The sequence below is a fragment of the Streptomyces sp. NPDC002853 genome (genome assembly GCF_053591915.1).
Map to the genome: position 1 here is coordinate 487,351 of NZ_JBSFUS010000003.1, position 19,155 is coordinate 506,505.

Consider the following 19,155-nt stretch of genomic DNA (forward strand, 5'->3'; position numbering starts at 1 on the left):
GAGCGGGGCCTTTTCGCGATGCGCAATGCGTGATTCAGCCCGAAGGTGGCGGCTCCACCGGAGCGACGTCCGCCGCCGTCGCACCCCGCGGCTGCGGCGACTGCTTCAGGGCCGCCTCCCGGGAGTACGCCCGCAGATAGCCCACCACCGTGTTCGTCACGGCGACGAGCGGCACGGCCACCACAGCGCCTCCGATGCCCGCCACGAGCCCACCCGCGGCGACGGAGAGCACCACGGCCAGCGGATGCACCCGTACGGCACGGCCGAGGATGAACGGCTGCAGGATGTGCCCCTCGATCTGCTGCACGGCGAGGACCACCACCAGCGTCATGACACCGGTGAAGACGCCCTGGGTCACCAGACCCACCACCACGGCGAGCGCACCCGAGATCACCGCGCCCACCAGCGGGATGAACGCGAACAGGAAGATGAAGACGGCCAGCGGCACCGCCATCGGCACCCCGAGGAAGTAGATGCCGAGCCCGATGAAGATCGCGTCGATCAGAGCCACTATCACCGTGCCGCGCACATAGGCCGTCAGCGTGCGCCACGCACGCGGCCCCGCGCCCGCGATGCCGGGCCGTGCGGGCGCCGGGACCAGCTTCAGGACCCACTGCCAGATGCGCTTGCCGTCGTACAGCAGGAAGAGCGTCGAGAACATCGCGAGCAGCATGCCGGTCATGGTCTCGACGATCACGGTGACGCCTTCGAGCCCTGCCGACGTCAGCTCTTCCGTGTTCGCCCCGACCGCGTCCCGCAGGCTCTTGGCGATGTCGTTGATCTGGTCCTCGGTCACATGGAACGGGCTGTTGAGCAGCCAGTTGCGCAAGTCGTCGATGCCGTCCTGGAGCTGGCTGGAGAGCGTGTCCGCGTTCTCCATGACCTGCCAGACGACGAACCAGCCGACGAGCCCGATGACGACGAAGCCGAGCACGGCCGTGACGACGGTCGCGAGGCCCCTCGGCAGACCGAGCCGTCTGAGCCGGGCCACCGTCGGCTGCAGCATCGCCGTGATGAGCAGCGCCGCCACGAAGGCGAAGATGACCAGCTGCACGGCGCTGATGACCTTCATCAACACCCAGAGCGTGCCCGCGAGTACGAGAAGACGCCAGCCGGCCTCGGCCGCCACGCGCATGCCCCACGGCACCGCGTCGACGGGGTCGGGCCTCGCCGCTACGTCCGGGGCGTACGCGGGCGGTGCGGGGACCACGGTCTCCGTCCCCTCGGCGTCGTCCGCGGCCGACTGCCGCGAAGGCCGGGCGTCGTCCCCGAAGTCGTCGTCCGAGTCCGACCGCCTGCTCCTCCGCTCCCCCATCTCAGACAGTCCGGCTCCCAGCCGGCCGATCCACTCCGGTACTCGCGACATGATCCGTCCTCTTCCCCCGTCTCTCCCCATCACTCCCTCCTGGAAGTTGCGGGTCCGACCGTACACGGCTGAGGCCCCCCACCGGTTGACGGTGAGGGGCCTCGAAAGGTTGAGCTGAGTCGCGGCTCAGTACCAGTTGTTCGCCTGCCAGAAGTCCCAGGCTCCGCACGGGCTTCCGTAGCGGTCGTTCATGTAGCCGAGGCCCCACTTGATCTGCGTGGCGGGGTTCGTCTGCCAGTCGGAACCGGCCGAGGACATCTTGGAACCGGGCAGCGCCTGGACGAGGCCGTAGGCACCCGAGGAGGGGTTGCTGGCCTTGTAGTTCCAGGTGGACTCGTGGTTGACGATGTTGCTGAAGCACTGGAACTGGTCACCGGGGACCATCTGCCGTGCCATCGCCTGGACCTGCGAGACGGAGTACGAGGACTGCGGGGCGAAGTCCGAGGCGTCGCGCGCGGAAGAACGGCTGGCCTTGACCTCCGTCTTCTCCTCGCGCTCCTTCTTGGCGGCCGCCTTCTCGGCTGCCTCCGCCTTCTCGGCGGCCTTCTGCTTCGCGATCGCCGACTCGGCGGCCTTCTTGCGGGCCGCTTCTGCCGCGGACTTCTTCGCGGCCGTGTCCGCAGCCATGGCCTGTGCGTCGGCCTGCTGCGTCAGGGACGCGGTCTGCACCTGGGCCTGCTGACCCGCGGGGATGTCTGCGAGGAGTGTCGCGTCGCTTGCGGTCGCCTCGAAGTCGTTGTCATTCGAGGCGCCCGGGGTGCTGCCCGAGGCGACACCGACAACAGCGCCGACAGTGGTGACCGCGGTGGCGGATGCCACGGCGAATCCCCGGACCGAAATCCGGCTCACACGGTTTCCTTCCAGCATCGCCCGCTAGGTGACCTCGCGGACGCAATCTTGCCCCTGGCGCTGGCCTCCGCTTGGTATCGGTCACGGGAGGCACGGGCCCGGTGGGCAACTCCCGTGACGGGAGCGCCGCGTGGTGCTCGGGCGGCATGCGACGGCCACTATGAAGTTCTGGTTTTCCTGTGTTGCCGTACCGCTGGGGGTACACGTGTGTCGCATGCGGGGCCTGACAGGACCCAGACTCTGCCCCAGCCGGATGCCGCAAGGCAATTCTCCGTGCCGTGTGAAAGCTCACACCTCGTTTGCCCCAGGAGTTTTTCGGAAAAGGGCGGACGCCAAGACGCCGCCCGGCTAAGCTCCTTCGCTTCGCCGGGCGGCGCCAACTACTGCGTAACCAGGGTGAACTGGTCAGATCTGGCCGTCCTCCAGCATTTCGGTCACGAGCGCCGCGATCTGCGAACGCTCGGAGCGGGTGAGCGTGACGTGGGCGAAGAGCGGATGGCCCTTCAGCTTCTCGACGACGGCAACTACCCCGTCGTAGCGCCCCACTCGGAGGTTGTCGCGCTGGGCGACGTCATGGGTCAGCACGACCCGGGAGTTCGCCCCGATCCTGGACAGAACGGTCAAAAGGACGTTCCGTTCCAGGGATTGGGCCTCGTCGACGATCACGAACGCGTCATGCAACGAGCGCCCTCGGATATGGGTGAGCGGGAGCACTTCGAGCATGCCGCGCGCCGTCACCTCCTCGATGACCGCCTTGCCGGCGACCGAGCCCAGCGTGTCGAAGACCGCCTGGGCCCAGGGACCCATCTTCTCGGCCTCGGTGCCGGGCAGATAGCCGAGCTCCTGCCCGCCCACCGCGTACAGCGGCCGGAAGACCATCACCTTCTGGTGCTGGCGGCGCTCCAGGACCGCCTCAAGTCCCGCACAGAGCGCCAGAGCCGACTTGCCGGTGCCCGCCCGGCCACCCATCGACAGGATGCCGATGTCCGGATCGAGCAGCAGATCCAGCGCGATGCGCTGCTCCGCACTCCTCCCCTTGATGCCGAAGGCCTCACGGTCACCCCGCACGAGACGGACATTGCCCTCTGCCGTGACACGGCCGAGCGCCTTGCCCCTCTCCGACTGGATGGTGAGACCCGTGTGGACGGGCAGGTCCGCCGCCTCCGGTACATACAGAGTGTCTTCCTCGAAGAGGAGGTCCACCTGTTCGCCGGAGAGGGTCAGTTCGGACATTCCGGTCCAGCCGGAGTCCGTGATGGCGAGCTCGGCGCGGTACTCCTCCGCGAGGAGGCCGACCGAGGACGCCTTGATCCTCAGGGGCAGATCCTTCGACACGACGGTGACGTCGTATCCCTCTGCCTGGAGGTTGCGCGCTACGGCGAGAATCCGTGAGTCGTTGTCCCCCAACCGGTAGCCGGCCGGAAGCACGCCGGGATCGGAGTGGTTGAGCTCGACGCGCAGCGTGCCGCCCAGGTCGCCGATCGGGATCGGCGCGTCCAGGCGACCGTGCCGGACCCGGCAGTCGTCCAGGAGGCGCAGGGCCTGCCGGGCGAAGTAGCCGAGCTCGGGATGGTGCCGCTTCGCCTCGAGTTCCGTGACCACGACGACGGGCAGCACGACTTCGTGCTCGTCGAAGCGGTACATGGAGTTCGGGTCAGCGAGCAGAACGCTGGTGTCGAGAACATAGGTGCGCCTGTCGGGCATGCGGCGCTTTGTGCTGGTCACCACGGAAGGACGTACCCCCTCGGATGAGGTCGGGGAGCGACGGGAAGGATGCCGGGAGAAGTCCGGACCGGTCTCGTGCCGCATGCGCGGGCCGAGCTCCGGCCCTCCACTTCGCCCGTACTCACCGCACGGTCGTCCTGGTGCAAAGGGCCTCCCGGGCGGACGGCCCCATGCCGCCCGCTGAGATACGACATCCGTGAATCGGATGTCGACCTGGAAGGCTTATTCCCTCGAACGCGCGCAGCCATGCCAGGGCATATGACGGCGCGTCCGTGAACTCTGGGTTACTCGCGCCCCACCGACGCGAGCACCTCCCGTGCCCCGTGGGGCGTCAGCCGCCGTAGCGCCGGTGCCTGGCCGCGTAGTCACGCAGCGCACGAAGGAAGTCGACCTTGCGGAAGGCCGGCCAGAAGACTTCACAGAAGTAGTACTCGGAGTGGGCCGACTGCCAGAGCATGAAGCCGGACAGACGCTGCTCACCACTCGTTCGGATCACCAGGTCGGGGTCCGGCTGGCCACGGGTGTAGAGGTGCTTGGAGATCAGGTCGACGTCGACGGTCTCCGCGACGTCCTCCAGGCTCGTGCCCTTGTCGGCGTGGTCCAGGATCAGCGAGCGGACCGCGTCGGCGATCTCCTGCCGGCCGCCGTACCCGACGGCCACGTTGACCAGTATTCCCTTGTTGCCGTGGGTGGCCTGCTCGGCCTCCTTCAGGACGGCCTGGGTGCGGGCGGGAAGGAGGTCCATCGTGCCCACGTGGTGCACGCGCCAGCGGCCGTCGGTGGCGAGGCTGCGGACCGTGTCCTCGATGATGCCGAGGAGCGGGATGAGCTCCTGCTCGGGGCGGTCGAAGTTGTCCGTCGACAGCATCCACAGGGTGACGACCTCGACGTCCGTCTCGGCGCACCAGCCGAGGAACTCCTCGATCTTGTACGCGCCCGCCTGATGGCCCTGTTCGGTGGTCCCGCCGGATGCCTTCGCCCAGCGCCTGTTGCCGTCGAGGATGACCCCGATGTGCTTGGGCACCTGATCGTGGTCGAGGCGGCCTTCCACCCGGCGTGCGTAAAGTCCGTACACCAGGTCGCGCAGGTTCACTTCTGTCAGCCCCTCCATGCAGATGGCAGTCCCCGAAGGCGAAAGCCTACCGCTGTGAGGCCGGGCCGCTGCCCTCGGGTGATGCGGGCCCTCCGCCTCCCGGTGGCGCCGGGCCGGGCCCCGGAAGTTGCATGGCTGAAGTAGCTTCATACCCATGAACGACACGTCTCTGTACCAAGCGGCAGCGGACCGTTACGACGCCATGGAGTACCGGCGCACGGGCCGCAGCGGCCTGAAGCTGCCCGCCGTCTCCCTCGGCCTGTGGCACAACTTCGGCGACGACAAGTCCCTGGAGAGCCAGCGCGCGATCCTGCGCCGCGCCTTCGACCTGGGCGTCACGCACTTCGACCTGGCGAACAACTACGGCCCGCCGGCCGGTTCGGCCGAGCTCAACTTCGGCAAGCTGTTCGCCCAGGACTTCGCCCCGTACCGCGATGAATTGGTCCTCTCGACCAAGGCGGGCTACCTCATGCACCCCGGCCCGTACGGCGAGTGGGGTTCGCGCAAGTACCTGCTTTCGTCCCTCGACGCCTCGCTCAAGCGGATGGGCGTCGATTACGTCGACATCTTCTACTCGCACCGCTTCGACCCCGAGACCCCGCTCGAAGAGACGATGGGAGCGCTCGCCTCCGCCGTACAGCAGGGCAAGGCGCTGTACGTGGGTGTCTCCTCCTACAACAGCGAGCAGACCGCCGAAGCGGCGCGCCTGCTGCGGGAGATGGGCGTTCCCGCGCTCATCCACCAGCCCTCGTACTCGATGATCAACCGCTGGACCGAGGACGACGGCCTGCTCGACACGCTCGAGGACGCGGGCATGGGCTGCATCTCGTTCGTGCCGCTGGCGCAGGGCCTGCTCACGAACAAGTACCTGAAGGGCATCCCGGAGGGTTCGCGCGCCACGCAGGGCAAGTCGCTCGACCCCGACCTGCTGAGCGACGAGGTCGTACGCCGCCTCAACGGCCTGAACGACATCGCGGCGCGCCGCGACCAGTCGCTCGCACAGCTGGCCCTCAACTGGGTCCTGCGCGACGAGCGGATGACCTCGGCGCTCATCGGCGCCTCCAGCGTGAAGCAGCTGGAGGAGAACGTCGCGGCGCTGGCGGGCCCGAAGCTCACGGACGAGGAGCTTGCCGAGATCGACACGTTCGCGGTGTCGACGCCGGGCACGAACATCTGGGCCGGGCGCGGCTAGTTCTGGCGTGGACGCCTCAGCCGGGGTACCCCTGGCCCTGCCACTGCGCCGGGTCGGGGGTGCGCGGGCGCTTGAACCAGGCACCTGCGGGGCCCTGGCTGAGCAGGATCACGAGCGCGATCGAGCAACCCACGAGGATGAGGCCGCCCAGCCCGGCGCCTCGGCCGAGGGAGCCCAGCCCGACCAGGATCTGCACACTGCTGAGCACGATCGACGCGACGCGCTTCCCGTGACCGGGCGACTGAAAGAGGGAAGCGAGTACGCACAGGGGGATCAGCAGGAAGTTGGCTCCGATGACCGCGCCGGCGGCCGCGGGCCCGTAGACCGCGCCGCCGATGATCGAACCGAGCACGCACATCCCGGACAGCACCCAGATGATGATCTGCGCGGCGCGCACGCTGCTCGGCATCCCCTGCGGCGGCATGGGCCCGTAGCCCTGTCCGAAGCCCTGCCCGTGACCGGGTCCGTACCCCTGCCCGTAAGCGGGCCCGTACCCCTGTCCGTACCCGGGGCCGGGGTCCTGTGCGGGGCCCGGGTAGGCGGGTATTCCCGCTTGAGGGTTCTCGGGCGGCGGGGGGAATGAGGGGACCTGATTCGACATGTCCCTGACGATAGCCGCACGACCCGCGCCGACGATCATGTGGGCTCATCCGCACCCCCGGCCCTGCGGGCACAAAAAATCGGGCCGGTCCGTGGGGGGGAGACGGACCGGCCCGAGGGGGGGTTTCCACCATAACCCTTCGTGAGGGAAGTCGCGCGCATCGGCGTGCCACAACTACTCTCCGAAATCGCCCGGCGACTCCGCGGCCCTGCTCCCCCACCGCATTTCGGCCTTGGCGGCATATTCCGGCCCCGCCCAGCGGTAGCCCGTTGGAGGGACGGGGCACGGGCGCCCACTTGACGCCGTGGCCGTGCGGGCCACTAGCTTCGGCCGGCATGGCGATGCTTCTGCTCCCGACCGGCCGGACGCTCCCCCTGGAGATCGCGGACTCCGCGGCCGCACGGCGGCGCGGGCTGCTCGGCCGTGACGGGGTGACCGGGGCGATGCTGCTGAGCCCGGCGAGCAGCGTGCACACGGTGCGAATGCGGTTCACCGTCGACGTGGCATACCTGGACCGGGAGCTGCGGGTGCTGTCCGTGCGGACGATGCGCCCCTGGCGGATCGGCCGCCCCCGGCCACGGGCCCGGCACGTCCTGGAGGCGGAGGCCGGGGCGATGGCGGGGTGGGGCGTGTGCCGGGGGGTGCGGGTGCGGGTCCAGGTGTGACCCGGCCGAGCAGAAGCCAAGAGGTGCAGAGAGGGGGCGCGCGGGCCGCGCAGTCCCCTCCACCGCGCGGCGCCGCACACGTGGCTTTGCTCACGCGAATTCGCCTTGGTCTGAACTTACGTGATTCTCGCCGCCGGATCGAGCCAGTCCGGATAACGATGCGGAATCAACGCCACCTGTTCCGGGATCACTTGGCTTGTTCGGCCCGTAGGCCACGCTTGGCCAACGATCGGCCCCGGCAGGCAACCATCGGCCCGCTTTCCCCGTCAGGCGGCTTTGCCGTCCTTCTTGCACTCGCGGTTGGCCACCAGCTGCTCCATGTTGTCGTCGCCCCACACGCCCAGCGGGATCAGCGCCTCGTTCAGGGACGCGCCGAGGGGGGTCAGCGAGTACTCCACCTTCGGCGGCACCTCCCGGTACACCTCGCGATGCACGATGCCGTCGGACTCCAGCTCGCGCAGCTGCTGGATGAGGACCTTCTCGCTGATGCCGGTGATGTGCCGCCGGAGCTCGCCGAAGCGCAGCGTCCTGCCCGCGTACAACGCCCAGAGGATCATCGGCTTCCACTTGCCGCCGACGACGTCCACGGCGGCGTCGAGCCCGCAGGCGTACAGCGTCTTGGTCTCCTTGCCGCTCACCGGATCCGCGCTCCCCGAATTACCCTCCGCGCCGCTCTTCGGCATGGTCCACTCCTCGTGTCCGCAGAGCCAGTTCCCCGGTCGACAGTACCGAAGGAGACCCCGATGAGCGCCCCTTCCACCGTCACATGGAGTGCTGCCAACGCCCGGCGCATGGAGCGGCAGTTCCTGCGGACTCCGGCGAGGCCGGGCGAGGCCGGACCCGCCGAGGTGGTCGACGCGATGCTCGCCGCGCAGGCGCAGGTGATGTCGGCCGCGGAACTCTCGGTGGGGCTGCGGATGGACGGGGCGACCCGGCAGGACGTACGGGACGCGCTGTGGGGTGTGGAGCCGAGCCTGGTCAAGACGTACGGGCCGCGTGGCACGATCCACTTCCTGCCGACCGCGGAACTCCCCTTCTGGACGGCCGCGTTGTCCGCGTTTCCCTCCGGACCGAGCCCGTTCAAGGCGGGTGACCGGCTCTCCCCCACCCAGACGGAGGAGATCGTGAGCGCGATCGGCGAAGCACTTGACGGGGTCCGCCTGACCATCGACGAGCTGAGCGAGGAGGTCGTGGCGCGTACGGGGCCCTGGGCGGGCGACCTGGTGCTGCCCGCCTTCCAGGGGATGTGGCCGCGGTGGCGCTCGGTCATGCATCTCGCGGGCCACCGCGGGGTGCTGTGTTTCGCACCGAACCGGGGACGCAAGGTGACGTACACGCGCCCGCCGGTGTCCGATGCCCCGCCGCTGTCCGCCGAGGTGGCGACGGGACAGCTGGTCCGGCGCTTCCTGTACGCGTACGGGCCCGCGAAGCCACGCGAGTTCGCCAAGTGGGCGGCGGCACCGGACGGCTGGGCGGCCGGCGTCTTCGCGTCGCTGGCATCCGCCGGAACGATCGAGGAGGTGTCGATGGAGACGCCGGGGACGGACGGGGCGGCGTCCGCGTGGGTGGTCGCGGGGGACACGGAGTTCCTGGGGGAGCCGGCGCGGGGTGTGCGACTGCTGCCGTACTTCGACGCGTACGTGATCGCCTCACACCCACGGGCGAAACTCTTCCCGGGCCGGGCCTACGAGCGCGCACTGGCCGGGGGCCAGGCGGGCAACTTCCCGGTGCTGCTGGTCGACGGAGTCGTGTCCGGAGTCTGGCACCAACGCCGCTCCGGACGCCGCCTGACGGTCACGGTTGAGCCCCTGGACACACTGGGCGCGGCCCAGGAGCGGGAGCTCGCGGGGCAGGTGGAGCGGGTGGGGGAAGTGCTGGAGGGGGTCGCGGAGTTGGTGGTGGGGAGGGTGGAGGTGGGGGCGCACGCCTAGGAGGACGACGACCGGGCTTACATGGGACGGCGGCACCGGCTGGTGTCGCTGCTGGTGCCGTACTGCTGGTGCACTGCTGGTGCACAGCTGCTCAACGCTTGCGGGCGTCGAAGAGGTGGCGTGTGCTGTGGGCCACGAAGGAGCCGTCCGTCTCGATCTGGGCGTGCAGTTCCCGCAGCCGCGACCAGTACCGCTCCACCGAGAAGTCCGGCACCATCCACACCACCTTGCGCAGGAAGTGGACGACGGCACCGACGTCGTAGAACTCCATCCGCAGCCGTTCCGCCCGCAGGTCGACGATCTCCAGGCCCGCCGCTTCCGCCTCGGCCCGCTCGCCGTCGGGGTGGCGTGCGTTGCGCACCTCATCGGGCTGCGGACCGAGGAAGTACTCGACGACCTCGAAGACGCTCGCGGGGCCCACGTGCTGGGCGAAGTACGTGCCCCCCGGACGCAGCACGCGGGCGATCTCGTCGAAGTGCGCCTTCACCGGATGCCGGCTGGTGACCAGGTCGAACGCCTCCGCCGCGAACGGCAGCGGCGCGTCCTCCGGCGAGGCCACGACCACCGCGCCCCGCGGATGCAGCAGCGAGGTGGCCTTGGCCACGTTCGGCGCCCACCCCTCCGTGGCGACTACGAGCGGCGGCAGGGAAGGCGCGGACGCGAGGACCTCGCCGCCGCCGGTCTGGATGTCGAGCGACGCGGTGGCGTGCCCGAGCCGCTCCCCCATGGCGTGCGCATACCGCCAGGAGGGCCGCTCCTCGGTGGCCCGCCCCTCGAACCAGGAGAAGTCCCAGCCCTCGGTCGGTGCCGACTCCGCTTCCGCCACAAGTACGTCGAAACCGCTCATGGACCGATCTTCGCATCACACAGGGGCATCTGCGGTGACTGCCGTCCCCCGCATCCCAACTGCCGCTTATCCAGCCTTAATTAGGACACGCATAGAGTCCGATCATGACTTCAGAGAACCAGCGGCCTGGTGACGCGTCGGCCCCCTCGCCCGTCACCTTCATCAACATCTTCGAGATCGCTCCCGAGGACGTCGACGCCTTCGCCGAGAAGTGGGAGCAGCGGGCCGCCCTCATGAGCCAGAAGCCCGGCTTCATCGACACCCGGCTGCATCGCGCCCAGTCCCCCGACGGCCGCTTCCAGCTCGTGAACGTGGCCCACTGGGAGAGCCAGGAGGCGTGGGAAACGGCAGCCGCCGACCCGGCCTTCGCGAACCGCGCGAACGCCGCGCGCGACTCCAAGGAAACCCCGGTCACGGCGAACCCGGGGCTGTACGACGTGGTCGTACGTTTCCCTTGACGCACCCGGGGCGGGGTGCCGGGTCCGGATACGACCCCGAGCACCCCGAGCACCCCTAGCACCCCTAGCATGCGTGTCCGCTCCAGGGGGGCCAGAGGTTGTGTCGGTCAGCCGGGGTGCGGCTGCCTCGCCACGAGCCCGTCGAAGTCTGTCGAAGTCCTCGTTCAGATACGTCGCTTCGACCCATCTGCCTCGTGCCGTCGCCTAGCTCTGCGCGCCCGCGTCGCTGGCTCCCGTCCCCCCTCGCGGGAAAGTGACCTCGACTCGGCGGTTCTTCTTGCGGCCCTGCTCGGAGGTGTTGTCCGCGATCGGATAGTCCTCGCTGTAGCCGCGTACGGAGTACGTGACCTCGGGGCCCAAGTAGCTCGCCAGCTTGTCGTGCACCGCTTCCGCGCGCTTACGGGACAGGGTCTTGCCGTGGCTGTAGGAGCCGAGGTTGTCCGTGAAGCCGAACACCCTGACGGTCGTCGCCTTCTGCGCCTTGGCCTCTTCCGCGATCGCCTTGATACGGGCGTTCGCCTCGGGGTTCAGCTTGTTGCTGTCCTTGGGGAAGAGGACTTCCGCCTGCAGCGCGAACTTCACGTCCGTGTTGGTGTCCTCGCGGCGCTCCTCGCCGCCGAGATCCTCGACGACCGACTTGATGTCCAGGACCTTCGCCGGAGCGAGGGTCGCCCCATCGGCCAGCTTCAGCCCCGGGCTGTTGGAGTCGACCTCGGGGGGCGGGGATGTGGTGGTGCTGCCCGGGGGTGCGCTGGGGTCTTCGTCGTCGGCGTGGGCAGGGATGCCGCTGAGGAAGACCAAGGCCGCGAGGGTGACTGTGGCTGTGGCGAGGGTGCGGGTGTGGGTGCGGGTGCGGCTGCGTGATCGTGGGTGGCCCATGGGTCACTCACCCTCGGAGATTTCGATGGAGGCGGGGGGCATGGCGCCCACCTGGAAATCGACCTTGGATGTGGCTTCCGGCGGGGCAGGGAACTGGGCAAACCAGTCAGCGGTCTGGCCGGGCTTCACACCGCCCGTGAATTTCGTGCACAGGCACCGTCCCTCCGTGTCACGGAGTACGAGGTACTTCTTCTTCCCCGCGTTGTCGATCAGGTTGGCTCCAGCCACCGATGACCCGTTCTTGTTCAGCTCGCGCTCTTCGCCCCGCCAGTTGGCCGCAGCCCAGAACTTGCCCCCGCTGTTGGTCACCTTGCCCGACACGGTGACGAAACCGCCCTCGTCACGAACGGCAGACGAGACCGTCAGGGTGATGTTCTCCTCCCCCTTCACCTCTGCCAACACTTGGTCCGTTGCCGGAGCCTTGGTCTGCTCGTCCTTGTCCTCGTCACCCCCACTGCTCTTGGTCGTCGCGGGTGACGAAGCACCCTTCTCCGACTTGTCATCGTTGCCGTCGTCCCCACCACCACAGCCGGCGACCGTGAGGACCAGCCCAGTAGTGATCGCCACAGCGGTCATTGCCCTGCGGGTCTTTTTGGTGCGCCGAATGCTCATCGGTACGGATTCCTTCTTTCGTCGGCCACTCATCAGTCAGCCAGGTGGACAGAGAAGAGAACGGACGCATCCGGAAGATCGTCCAGCTTGAAGTCGTCCGGATCGATCTCGAAAGATTCGCCGCCGTCGCAGTCGAATTCCACGGCCTTCTCGGGGTCCTCCGAAGGGGCAACATCGCAGCGCGGCTTGATGACAGCGGTGGCCTCGGCCTGAGCGTGCTGGGACTCCGTGCCCGGGATGATCGAATCGCCCACCGTGTAGTTGGTCTCGATCTCCACCCGGAAACCCGGATAACCGTTCACTTCGGCCGGGCCGAAGCCGACGACGGACGAGTCGTTGTCCGCAGCGAGCGCATCCGCCGCGCCTTCGGCGCCGGCGCCGTTGAATCCGTCGCCGTCCAACCAGTCGAGCCAGTCATCGCCCTCACCGATGGACTCCCCAAGGCCGTCGACGAGTTCGTCCCTGGCATCTTGCGCAGCCGCCAGGGCTGCAGCATCAGCAGCGGATTGGGCACCGTTCCGCGCAGATGCGGCTTGCGCGAAAGCGAAGAACGCAAACGCAACAAAGAGCAGAATCCCCGTCAACCAGATGTAGATGGGGAGAGTCTGCCCTGTGTCATCGAGGCGACGACTGCGCCTCAGCCACCGATCACGTCCGACACCGCGTCCTGGATCGCTCCGGAAATCTGGCCGTCGAGCCCCAAGCCGTCGATCAGAACGAAGATCCCCGCAATAAGAATCATCAACCCCGCATACTCCACAAACCCAGCCCCCGCATCCCGCTCCCTCCCCCGAACCCGGGAAGTCACGGTGGCGGTCCAATCGACCCAGACTCTGAGTACGCGTTCCTTCAGCACGACGGCCCCTTCTCTCCCACCCGATACACGCACACGTACACGCATCCGCACTCGCACTCGCGCCCGCACCGCGCATCGCACCGCTGGCGCGACCAATTCCGACGCCGCTGTCGTCATAGGCAACGTACGCGAGATCTTGTGACCCAACAGCCACTCTCCGCAACCAATACCTTCTGCGGCGCGGAAGTTGGCGAGTTCCCTTCCCCGGTGGCGAGGTCATCACGCACCCCGGGGGCATGCGGTGGAGGTCCACGACCGGGCAGGCGGTGAGCCGACGTGTTTCACGACTTCCCCTTTCGCGCATACCGTGAACTCAGCTTTTGCAAAAGCCAGTTGGGGAGTGGCGGCACGGCGGGGGCCGACCCCGGGGTTGCCGCGCCCTTCCCGCTCATCGAGCGACTGTCCCATACTTGGTTGCAGCCGCGAAGAGATTTCGCGGAGTGGCTTGATACCGGCGATGCCGGGGGTACGGGGGATACCGGCACCCGCCCCGCGGTGGTACGGACCGCTCATGGTTCCCTCACTTCCCCAGGATCGAGCCGAAGTCCGAACCCGAGCCGAGAAACATTCCCGCCGCGATCAGAATCATCGTGGCCGGAAGCATGAAGACCAGCGTGACCATCGTGGCCTTGGGGATCGTCTTCGCCGCCCTGCGGCGGGAGTTCTGGGCGTCCGTGCGGCGCATGTCCGTTGCCAGTTGGATGAGCGTGTCCGCGATCGGTGAGCCGAGCTCCTCGCCCTGCTGGAGCGCCGAGACGAACTGGGAGACCTGTTCCGAGGCGTTCCTGCGGCGCAGTTCGTCGAAGGCTTGTCTGCGGCTCACTCCCATGTCCATCTGGCGCAGGGTGATGCGGAGTTCGTCCGCCCAGGGGCCCTCATAGCGTTCCGCCACGCGGTCAAGGGCCTGGCGGAAGCCGAGGCCCGCCGAGACCACCACCGCGAGTACGTCCAGGAAGTCCGGCAGTGTGCGGTCGATGACCTCGCGCCGTTCCCGTATCGCCTGCCAGATCAGCGCGTCCGCCGCCGTCACGCCGAAGGCGAAGGTCAGGAGGCCGAAGAGCGCGGCGCCGTTGGTGAGGAAGACCAGGCCCATCACGACGCCGAAGATGCCGTAGACCGCCCTGCGTGCCGCATAGCGGTCGATCGTCAGGCCACCCGGGTTGCCCGCCATGTCGATCTTGCGGCGCTTGGCGTCCACCCGTTTCGGGCCCATCAGGCGCAGGACCAGGGGTGCGAAGCGCATGCCCAAGCGGTCCACCGCCGAGCCCGCCGTCGATACGCGGGTGGCGCCGACCTCCAGGGCGATCGCCAGGTCGGAGGGGAGCTTCGCCTCCGCGCGGTACATGCGGATGCCCTGACAGACGCCCGCCACCGCGAGGCCCATCACGGCCGCCATCGCCAGACCGAACACGTCGCCCCTCCCTACACTTCGATCTTGCCGAGGCGCCTGATCACGAAGAAGCCCACCGCGTACAGGCCCAGCGCGATCAGGATCAGCGTCTGGCCCATCGGTGAGCCTGTCACCCTGGCCAGCGCGCCCTCGTTGGAGGAGTTGATGAGGAGCAGCGAGCCGAGGCCCAGGAGCGGGACCGTGAAGGCCGTCGCGTGGACCTCCGAGAGCATCGTGCGTACCTCGCGCCGCGTCTCCTTGCGGTCCTCCAGGGTCTGCGTGAGGTTCCGGAGGGAGTTCACCACCGAGCCGCCCGCCTTGTTGGAGAGGACCAGGGTGGTGACGAGGACCACCAGTTCGCGGGACGGGAGGCGTTGGGCGAGTTCACCCAGGGTGTCGTCGATCGAACGGCCCATGGTCAACTGGTCCGCCACCATGGAGAGTTCCTCGCCCGCCGGCGCCTCAAGCTCCTCGGCCGCCATCGCCAGCGATGTGCGCAGCGCCAGGCCGGCCGCCGTCGCGTTGGCCAGGATGCGCGCCACGTCCGGGAGTTGGTTGATGAACGCCTCGATGCGCTTCTGACGTTGCCAGTTGAGGAACACGACCGCGCTCCAGACGGCCACGATGCCCGCGATCGGGCCGAAGAACGGGGCCAGTGTGGCCGCCGCCATGAGCCAGAGCGCGGCGACGACCGCCACGACGTAGATGAAGAACTCGCCCGCCGTGAGGTCGAGTCCCGTCGCCGAGAGGCGCAGGTGGATGGCCCGGCCGAGGCGGGTGCGGCGCAGGCGGCGGTCGACGGCCGAGAAGCGGCGACCACGGCCGCCGGCGTCGGCCGTGCCGGGGCCGATCGACAGGCGGTCGACCAGTGCCTGGCGCTGAGCACGGCCCGACGCGTACGCGTGGACTCCCGCGACGGCGAGCGTGCCGGTCAGGATCGTCGCGCCGAGGGCCAGGAGCTCAGGGTTGTCCATCAGCCGGCCCTCCTTCTCGCCACGGTCGCCGCCCCTCTCGTCACGGTCATCAGCCGATCGCCTCTCTCGTGTTCAGTACGTCGATGGCCTGGGCCACGCCGAAACCGGGCGGCACGGGCTCACCCGCGACGTACAGCCGCTCGGCCACTGAGCGCGGCAGCGGCAGATGCTCGAAGTAGCCGTGCACGCGGCGGTCCAGGCCGTTGCCGCCAGGCTGACGCGGCACGAAACGGGTCACCGGGGCGATGCGGAACTGTTCGCGGCCGTGCGAGACGAGCAGGACGATCTCGGCGACCTTGCGGGAGCCGTCCGCGTGCCGGGCGAGCTGGACGACCACGTCGACCGCCGAGTTGATCTGGTCCTTCAGTGCTTCGAAGGGGATCTGGACCTCGGACATCGAGCCGAGGGTCTGCAGGCGCATCAGGGCGTCCTCGGCCGTGTTCGCGTGGACCGTCGCGAGGGAGCCGTCGTGGCCCGTCGACATGGCCTGCAGCATGTCGAGGGTCTCGCCGCCTCGGACCTCACCGACGATGATGCGGTCGGGGCGCATGCGGAGGCTGTTGCGTACGAGGTCGCGGATGGTGATCTGCCCCTTGCCCTCCACGTTCGGGGGGCGGGATTCGAGACGGATGACGTGGTCCTGCTGCAGCTGGAGTTCGGCCGAGTCCTCGATGGTGATGATGCGTTCGTGGGAGGGGAGGAGGCCGGAGAGGGCGTTCAGGAGAGTCGTCTTCCCGGAGCCCGTGCCGCCGCTGACGATGATGTTGAATCGGGCCCGTACGAAGGCGGACAGCAGGAGCAGCATGTGCTCGTCGAGCGAGCCGAGGCCGATGAGCTCGTGCAGCGTGTACGCGCGGGGGAAGCGGCGGATGGTGAGCGTCGCGCCGGTCAGGGCGAGCGGCGGGATGATCACGTTCACTCGCTCGCCGGTGGGCAGGCGCGCGTCGACCATGGGGTTCGACTCGTCGACGCGGCGGTTGACCGTGGAGACGATGCGTTCGATGGTCTGCATGAGCTGGTCGTTCGACGCGAAGCGGAGGGGGAGCTGTTCGACGCGTCCGGCGCGCTCGACGAAGATCGAGTCGGGGCCGTTGACCATGATCTCCGTGATGGAGGCGTCGGCGAGGAGCGGTTCGAGTACGCCGAGTCCCAGGGCCTCGTCCACGACGCGGCGGATGAGCTGGGAGCGCTCCGAGGTCGAGAGGACGGGGCCCTCGCGGCTGATGATGTGGCCCATGACGCGTTCCAGGCGGACGCGGCGGTCCGCCGCCGTCAGGGACGACATCTCGGCGAGGTCGATCTCTTCGAGGAGCTTGGAGCGGTAGACGGCGACGAGGCTGTCGTCGCGGCTCGGGTCGTTTCCCTTGCCGTGGTCGTGCGGGGTCGCCATGCGGTCGCGGAGGCTCATCTGTTCTCTCTCAGCTCCCGTCTTCGTCGTCGTCGTTGGGCATCGTGGCCGACTTCGTGACGGACCAGCCCGCGTCCACGAAGGGCAGCAGCGTGGGGACCTGGACGGTGACGTCCGCCGTGGTCGTGGCGCCGCCGCCGCTGATGGCGACCTGGGCGTCGAGGTTGCCGTCCATCGCCGCCATGCCCGCGGCTTCGCCGCCCTCGCCCTGGGAGGCGACGCGGGCCGCAGCGCGGGCGCCCGAGCCCGCCTGGTTGACGGAGTATCCGACGAGGCCCAGCTGGATGGTGGCCAGGCCGATGAGGAGCAGGACGGGCAGGAAGCCGGCGAATTCGAGCATGGATACGCCACGGTCGGTCCTGAGGGCGGTCCTGAGGGCGTTCCAGCGGGGATTCCTGTGCCGGAGCCGATGCCGGGGCCGGTGCCGGAGCCGACGCGCGCCGTCTGTCACCGGCTTGGCCGCATGCGTCCGGACGGGCCGGACGCACCGGACGGGCCGGCTCTTCCATGGCCTCACCCGTCCTCACCCTCCTTCGCCGCCCCCGCCTCCCCGCTGACGCTCCACCCCGCGTCGATTCCGGGGAAGAACAGCGGGACGTCCGCGTCCACGTGCGCCTTCCACACCGTCCCCTCGTCCGTGCAGGCCACCTCCGCGCCCTGCCATGCCGACGGCAGATGCTCCTTGGCCGCGGCCTCGCACGCCGCCGCGCCGCCCTCTCCCACCGCGTACGCGGCCGTAGCGGCGCGCGCCGCCTCGTCCGCGGCGTTTCCCGCCAGGGAGAACGTGTAGCCGTACAGCGCGCACTGCCACAGGAGGCCCATCACGGCGAGCAGCAGCGGGAACATCCCGGCGAACTCCAGGGTGACCGCGCCCCGGTCGCCGCTGACGCGCTTGCGCAGGGTCAGCCGCTTGGCGCTGCCGCTCGCCGCCTCCGGGTCCACCAGGCCGAGCTCGCCCGCCAGCGCCCACAGCGCCTGCTTGACCGTCGACTTGCTGTCCAGGTCCTGCATGCGGCCCGCGTCGACCGCGCCCTGCAGCTCCTTGAAGTTCGCGGGGACGGTGGTGCGGGCCACTCGCGTCCCCGTCACCCGTTCCACCAGGGACGGCTGGATCTCCGCGCCCTTGCCGTGGCGGTTGACGACCGTGAGCGTCTCCTCCGCCTTGCGGATCTGGAGGCGGTCCCACAGGCGCACCATGCGCTTGGCGGCGCGTACGGAGACGACGTCCGGGGTGACCAACAGGATGGCCTGGTCGGCGAGTTCGACGGCGGCGGCGCTCGCCCCGGTGACGTACGTGCCGCAGTCGACGAGCACGACGTCGTAGCGGCTGCGCAGGGCGCCGAGTGTCTGGCGGGCCACCCGGTCGGTGATCTCCTCGCCCCGCTCGCCCTCGCCGGGGGCAAGGAGGAGGCCGATGCCGGTCTCGTGGGTGTAGACGGCGTCCTGGAGGACGCGGGGCGTGATGTCGGTGATCGACGCGAGGTCGGCGATGGAGCGGCGGAACTGGACGTCGAGGTAGGAGGAGACGTCGCCTGCCTGGAGGTCCAGGTCGAGGAGGGCGACGCTGCGGCCGGAGGCGCGGGCGGCGAGGGCGAGCTGCACCGTGGCGAGGGTGGTCCCCACGCCTCCCTTGGCCCCGCTCACCGCTACGACGTGTCCGCCGCCGGGGGTCTCCCCCGTACCGGCGTAGAGCTCCATGCCCGAGCTGCCCAGGTGCCTGCGCATCCCCGCGGACCAGGCCGCCGCCGCGTGCACGCGCTCGGCGAGGGCGTCGTAGGCGAGCGGGAAGCCGACGATGCCGCGCGCACCGGAGTCCATCGCGGCGGTGAGGAGGCCGGGGCTGGTGTCGGCGGTGATGAGGACGACGCCGACCGCGGGGAAGCGCAGGACGAGGTCGCGGATCAGGTCGAGGGCGGGGACGGGCCCGATGCGCTCATGGATGAGGACGACTTCGGGTAGCTCGTCGATGGACTCGGCGGCGAGGCGCGCCAAGTGGTCCAGGAGCGTGGTCGAGTCCGGCACGGGGAGGGCGGGTTCGGCGTCGGGCAGCTGAGCGGTCAGCGTCGACAGCGCTCGGGCGACGTCCATGTCCCCCACGGCGGGGAGGATCCGGGTCGTCATACGGAGTCGCCTCCTCGCGGGGCGGCGGGGCGCGCGGGGCGCGCGGGGCGCGCGGGGGCGGCGGAGCCAGCGTGCGGAGCGTCCGCGCCCGGCAGTGGGATTCGCCCGCCTGCGCCGGGGCCAGCGCCGTGGTCGTGCTTCCCCGGCAGTCTCCGCCGACGAACAGGCTTTTTCCGCCCACCCACCCG

At 69.3% G+C, this 19,155-nt stretch carries 20 protein-coding genes; 4 read left to right on the top strand and 16 right to left on the bottom strand.

All coding sequences use genetic code 11. The features are described from left to right. Positions 1 to 34 precede the first annotated feature (34 nt). From ACWD02_RS10110 to ACWD02_RS10125, 4 genes are all read right to left on the bottom strand, one after another. Positions 35 to 1,366, bottom strand: a complete 1,332-nt coding sequence (locus tag ACWD02_RS10110; RefSeq protein ID WP_451206939.1) for an AI-2E family transporter — start codon at positions 1,364 to 1,366, stop codon at positions 35 to 37. A 126-nt stretch (positions 1,367 to 1,492) separates the two neighbouring features. Further along, the gene (locus tag ACWD02_RS10115; RefSeq protein ID WP_451206941.1) at positions 1,493 to 2,215 is read right to left on the bottom strand and encodes an aggregation-promoting factor C-terminal-like domain-containing protein; all 723 of its coding nucleotides are present in this window, start codon (positions 2,213 to 2,215) and stop codon (positions 1,493 to 1,495) included. A 405-nt stretch (positions 2,216 to 2,620) separates the two neighbouring features. Beyond that, on the bottom strand, positions 2,621 to 3,943 hold the full coding sequence (locus tag ACWD02_RS10120; RefSeq protein WP_451206945.1) for a PhoH family protein: 1,323 nt from the start codon (positions 3,941 to 3,943) through the stop codon (positions 2,621 to 2,623). Positions 3,944 to 4,271: 328 nt separating this feature from the next. Further along, complete coding sequence (locus ACWD02_RS10125; RefSeq protein WP_365820672.1) at positions 4,272 to 5,033, bottom strand: isoprenyl transferase; 762 nt, start codon at positions 5,031 to 5,033, stop codon at positions 4,272 to 4,274. Positions 5,034 to 5,187: 154 nt separating this feature from the next. Between ACWD02_RS10125 and mgrA the strand changes: the two genes are divergently transcribed. Continuing rightward, positions 5,188 to 6,225, top strand: coding sequence for an L-glyceraldehyde 3-phosphate reductase (gene mgrA / locus ACWD02_RS10130; RefSeq protein ID WP_451206948.1), 1,038 nt, complete (start codon positions 5,188 to 5,190; stop codon positions 6,223 to 6,225). Between the two features lie 16 nt (positions 6,226 to 6,241). Here the strand turns inward: mgrA and ACWD02_RS10135 are convergent, their stop codons facing one another. Then, positions 6,242 to 6,826: a hypothetical protein gene (locus ACWD02_RS10135; RefSeq protein WP_451206951.1), complete on the bottom strand. Its 585-nt coding sequence runs from the start codon at positions 6,824 to 6,826 to the stop codon at positions 6,242 to 6,244. A 335-nt stretch (positions 6,827 to 7,161) separates the two neighbouring features. Between ACWD02_RS10135 and ACWD02_RS10140 the strand changes: the two genes are divergently transcribed. Further along, on the top strand, positions 7,162 to 7,491 hold the full coding sequence (locus ACWD02_RS10140; protein WP_451206954.1) for a DUF192 domain-containing protein: 330 nt from the start codon (positions 7,162 to 7,164) through the stop codon (positions 7,489 to 7,491). Between the two features lie 266 nt (positions 7,492 to 7,757). Here ACWD02_RS10140 and ACWD02_RS10145 read toward each other — a convergent pair whose 3' ends face one another. Further along, on the bottom strand, positions 7,758 to 8,174 hold the full coding sequence (locus ACWD02_RS10145) for a winged helix-turn-helix transcriptional regulator (protein ID WP_451206957.1): 417 nt from the start codon (positions 8,172 to 8,174) through the stop codon (positions 7,758 to 7,760). A 60-nt stretch (positions 8,175 to 8,234) separates the two neighbouring features. Between ACWD02_RS10145 and ACWD02_RS10150 the strand changes: the two genes are divergently transcribed. Further along, complete coding sequence (locus ACWD02_RS10150; RefSeq protein ID WP_451206958.1) at positions 8,235 to 9,422, top strand: winged helix DNA-binding domain-containing protein; 1,188 nt, start codon at positions 8,235 to 8,237, stop codon at positions 9,420 to 9,422. Between the two features lie 91 nt (positions 9,423 to 9,513). Here ACWD02_RS10150 and ACWD02_RS10155 read toward each other — a convergent pair whose 3' ends face one another. Further along, positions 9,514 to 10,269 carry a class I SAM-dependent methyltransferase gene (locus ACWD02_RS10155; protein WP_451206961.1) on the bottom strand — a complete coding sequence of 252 codons (756 nt, stop codon included), beginning with the start codon at positions 10,267 to 10,269 and terminating at the stop codon, positions 9,514 to 9,516. A 104-nt stretch (positions 10,270 to 10,373) separates the two neighbouring features. On the opposite strand from ACWD02_RS10155, the gene ACWD02_RS10160 reads away from it, so the two are divergent. Beyond that, positions 10,374 to 10,727, top strand: coding sequence for an antibiotic biosynthesis monooxygenase family protein (locus ACWD02_RS10160; protein WP_451206964.1), 354 nt, complete (start codon positions 10,374 to 10,376; stop codon positions 10,725 to 10,727). Positions 10,728 to 10,931: 204 nt separating this feature from the next. On the opposite strand, the gene ACWD02_RS10165 is transcribed toward ACWD02_RS10160, so the two are convergent. The 9 genes from ACWD02_RS10165 to ACWD02_RS10205 form a co-directional block, all read right to left on the bottom strand. Then, entirely contained in the window at positions 10,932 to 11,606 is a 675-nt protein-coding gene (locus ACWD02_RS10165; protein WP_451206967.1) for an OmpA family protein, read from the bottom strand. Between the two features lie 3 nt (positions 11,607 to 11,609). Further along, entirely contained in the window at positions 11,610 to 12,218 is a 609-nt protein-coding gene (locus tag ACWD02_RS10170; protein ID WP_451206970.1) for a hypothetical protein, read from the bottom strand. A gap of 32 nt (positions 12,219 to 12,250) precedes the next feature. Further along, positions 12,251 to 12,859, bottom strand: a complete 609-nt coding sequence (locus tag ACWD02_RS10175; protein WP_451207463.1) for a pilus assembly protein TadG-related protein — start codon at positions 12,857 to 12,859, stop codon at positions 12,251 to 12,253. Next, a complete protein-coding gene (locus ACWD02_RS10180) occupies positions 12,856 to 13,074 on the bottom strand; it encodes a hypothetical protein (protein WP_451207511.1) in 219 nt (72 codons plus the stop codon). Before ACWD02_RS10180 ends, ACWD02_RS10175 begins: the two co-directional genes overlap by 4 nt. 520 nt (positions 13,075 to 13,594) lie before the next feature. After that, a complete protein-coding gene (locus ACWD02_RS10185) occupies positions 13,595 to 14,470 on the bottom strand; it encodes a DUF5936 domain-containing protein (RefSeq protein WP_451207466.1) in 876 nt (291 codons plus the stop codon). A 26-nt stretch (positions 14,471 to 14,496) separates the two neighbouring features. Further along, entirely contained in the window at positions 14,497 to 15,438 is a 942-nt protein-coding gene (locus tag ACWD02_RS10190; protein WP_451206972.1) for a type II secretion system F family protein, read from the bottom strand. A gap of 49 nt (positions 15,439 to 15,487) precedes the next feature. Further along, entirely contained in the window at positions 15,488 to 16,846 is a 1,359-nt protein-coding gene (locus tag ACWD02_RS10195) for a CpaF family protein (protein ID WP_451206974.1), read from the bottom strand. Positions 16,847 to 16,856: 10 nt separating this feature from the next. Further along, a complete protein-coding gene (locus ACWD02_RS10200; RefSeq protein ID WP_451206976.1) occupies positions 16,857 to 17,186 on the bottom strand; it encodes a TadE/TadG family type IV pilus assembly protein in 330 nt (109 codons plus the stop codon). Between the two features lie 173 nt (positions 17,187 to 17,359). Then, positions 17,360 to 18,967, bottom strand: a complete 1,608-nt coding sequence (locus ACWD02_RS10205; protein WP_451206979.1) for an AAA family ATPase — start codon at positions 18,965 to 18,967, stop codon at positions 17,360 to 17,362. Between the last annotated feature and the right edge of the window lie 188 nt (positions 18,968 to 19,155).

What these genes read in the sequence shown, in the direction of transcription:
- ACWD02_RS10110 (WP_451206939.1), bottom strand. Translation starts at nt 1,366, where the DNA reads ATGTCGCGAGTACCGGAGTGGATCGGCCGGCTGGGAGCCGGACTGTCT.
- mgrA (WP_451206948.1), top strand. Translation starts at nt 5,188, where the DNA reads ATGAACGACACGTCTCTGTACCAAGCGGCAGCGGACCGTTACGACGCC.
- ACWD02_RS10135 (WP_451206951.1), bottom strand. Translation starts at nt 6,826, where the DNA reads ATGTCGAATCAGGTCCCCTCATTCCCCCCGCCGCCCGAGAACCCTCAA.
- ACWD02_RS10140 (WP_451206954.1), top strand. Translation starts at nt 7,162, where the DNA reads ATGGCGATGCTTCTGCTCCCGACCGGCCGGACGCTCCCCCTGGAGATC.
- ACWD02_RS10145 (WP_451206957.1), bottom strand. Translation starts at nt 8,174, where the DNA reads ATGCCGAAGAGCGGCGCGGAGGGTAATTCGGGGAGCGCGGATCCGGTG.
- ACWD02_RS10150 (WP_451206958.1), top strand. Translation starts at nt 8,235, where the DNA reads ATGAGCGCCCCTTCCACCGTCACATGGAGTGCTGCCAACGCCCGGCGC.
- ACWD02_RS10155 (WP_451206961.1), bottom strand. Translation starts at nt 10,269, where the DNA reads ATGAGCGGTTTCGACGTACTTGTGGCGGAAGCGGAGTCGGCACCGACC.
- ACWD02_RS10160 (WP_451206964.1), top strand. Translation starts at nt 10,374, where the DNA reads ATGACTTCAGAGAACCAGCGGCCTGGTGACGCGTCGGCCCCCTCGCCC.
- ACWD02_RS10165 (WP_451206967.1), bottom strand. Translation starts at nt 11,606, where the DNA reads ATGGGCCACCCACGATCACGCAGCCGCACCCGCACCCACACCCGCACC.
- ACWD02_RS10170 (WP_451206970.1), bottom strand. Translation starts at nt 12,218, where the DNA reads ATGAGCATTCGGCGCACCAAAAAGACCCGCAGGGCAATGACCGCTGTG.
- ACWD02_RS10185 (WP_451207466.1), bottom strand. Translation starts at nt 14,470, where the DNA reads ATGGCGGCCGTGATGGGCCTCGCGGTGGCGGGCGTCTGTCAGGGCATC.
- ACWD02_RS10190 (WP_451206972.1), bottom strand. Translation starts at nt 15,438, where the DNA reads ATGGACAACCCTGAGCTCCTGGCCCTCGGCGCGACGATCCTGACCGGC.
- ACWD02_RS10195 (WP_451206974.1), bottom strand. Translation starts at nt 16,846, where the DNA reads ATGAGCCTCCGCGACCGCATGGCGACCCCGCACGACCACGGCAAGGGA.
- ACWD02_RS10200 (WP_451206976.1), bottom strand. Translation starts at nt 17,186, where the DNA reads ATGCTCGAATTCGCCGGCTTCCTGCCCGTCCTGCTCCTCATCGGCCTG.
- ACWD02_RS10205 (WP_451206979.1), bottom strand. Translation starts at nt 18,967, where the DNA reads ATGACGACCCGGATCCTCCCCGCCGTGGGGGACATGGACGTCGCCCGA.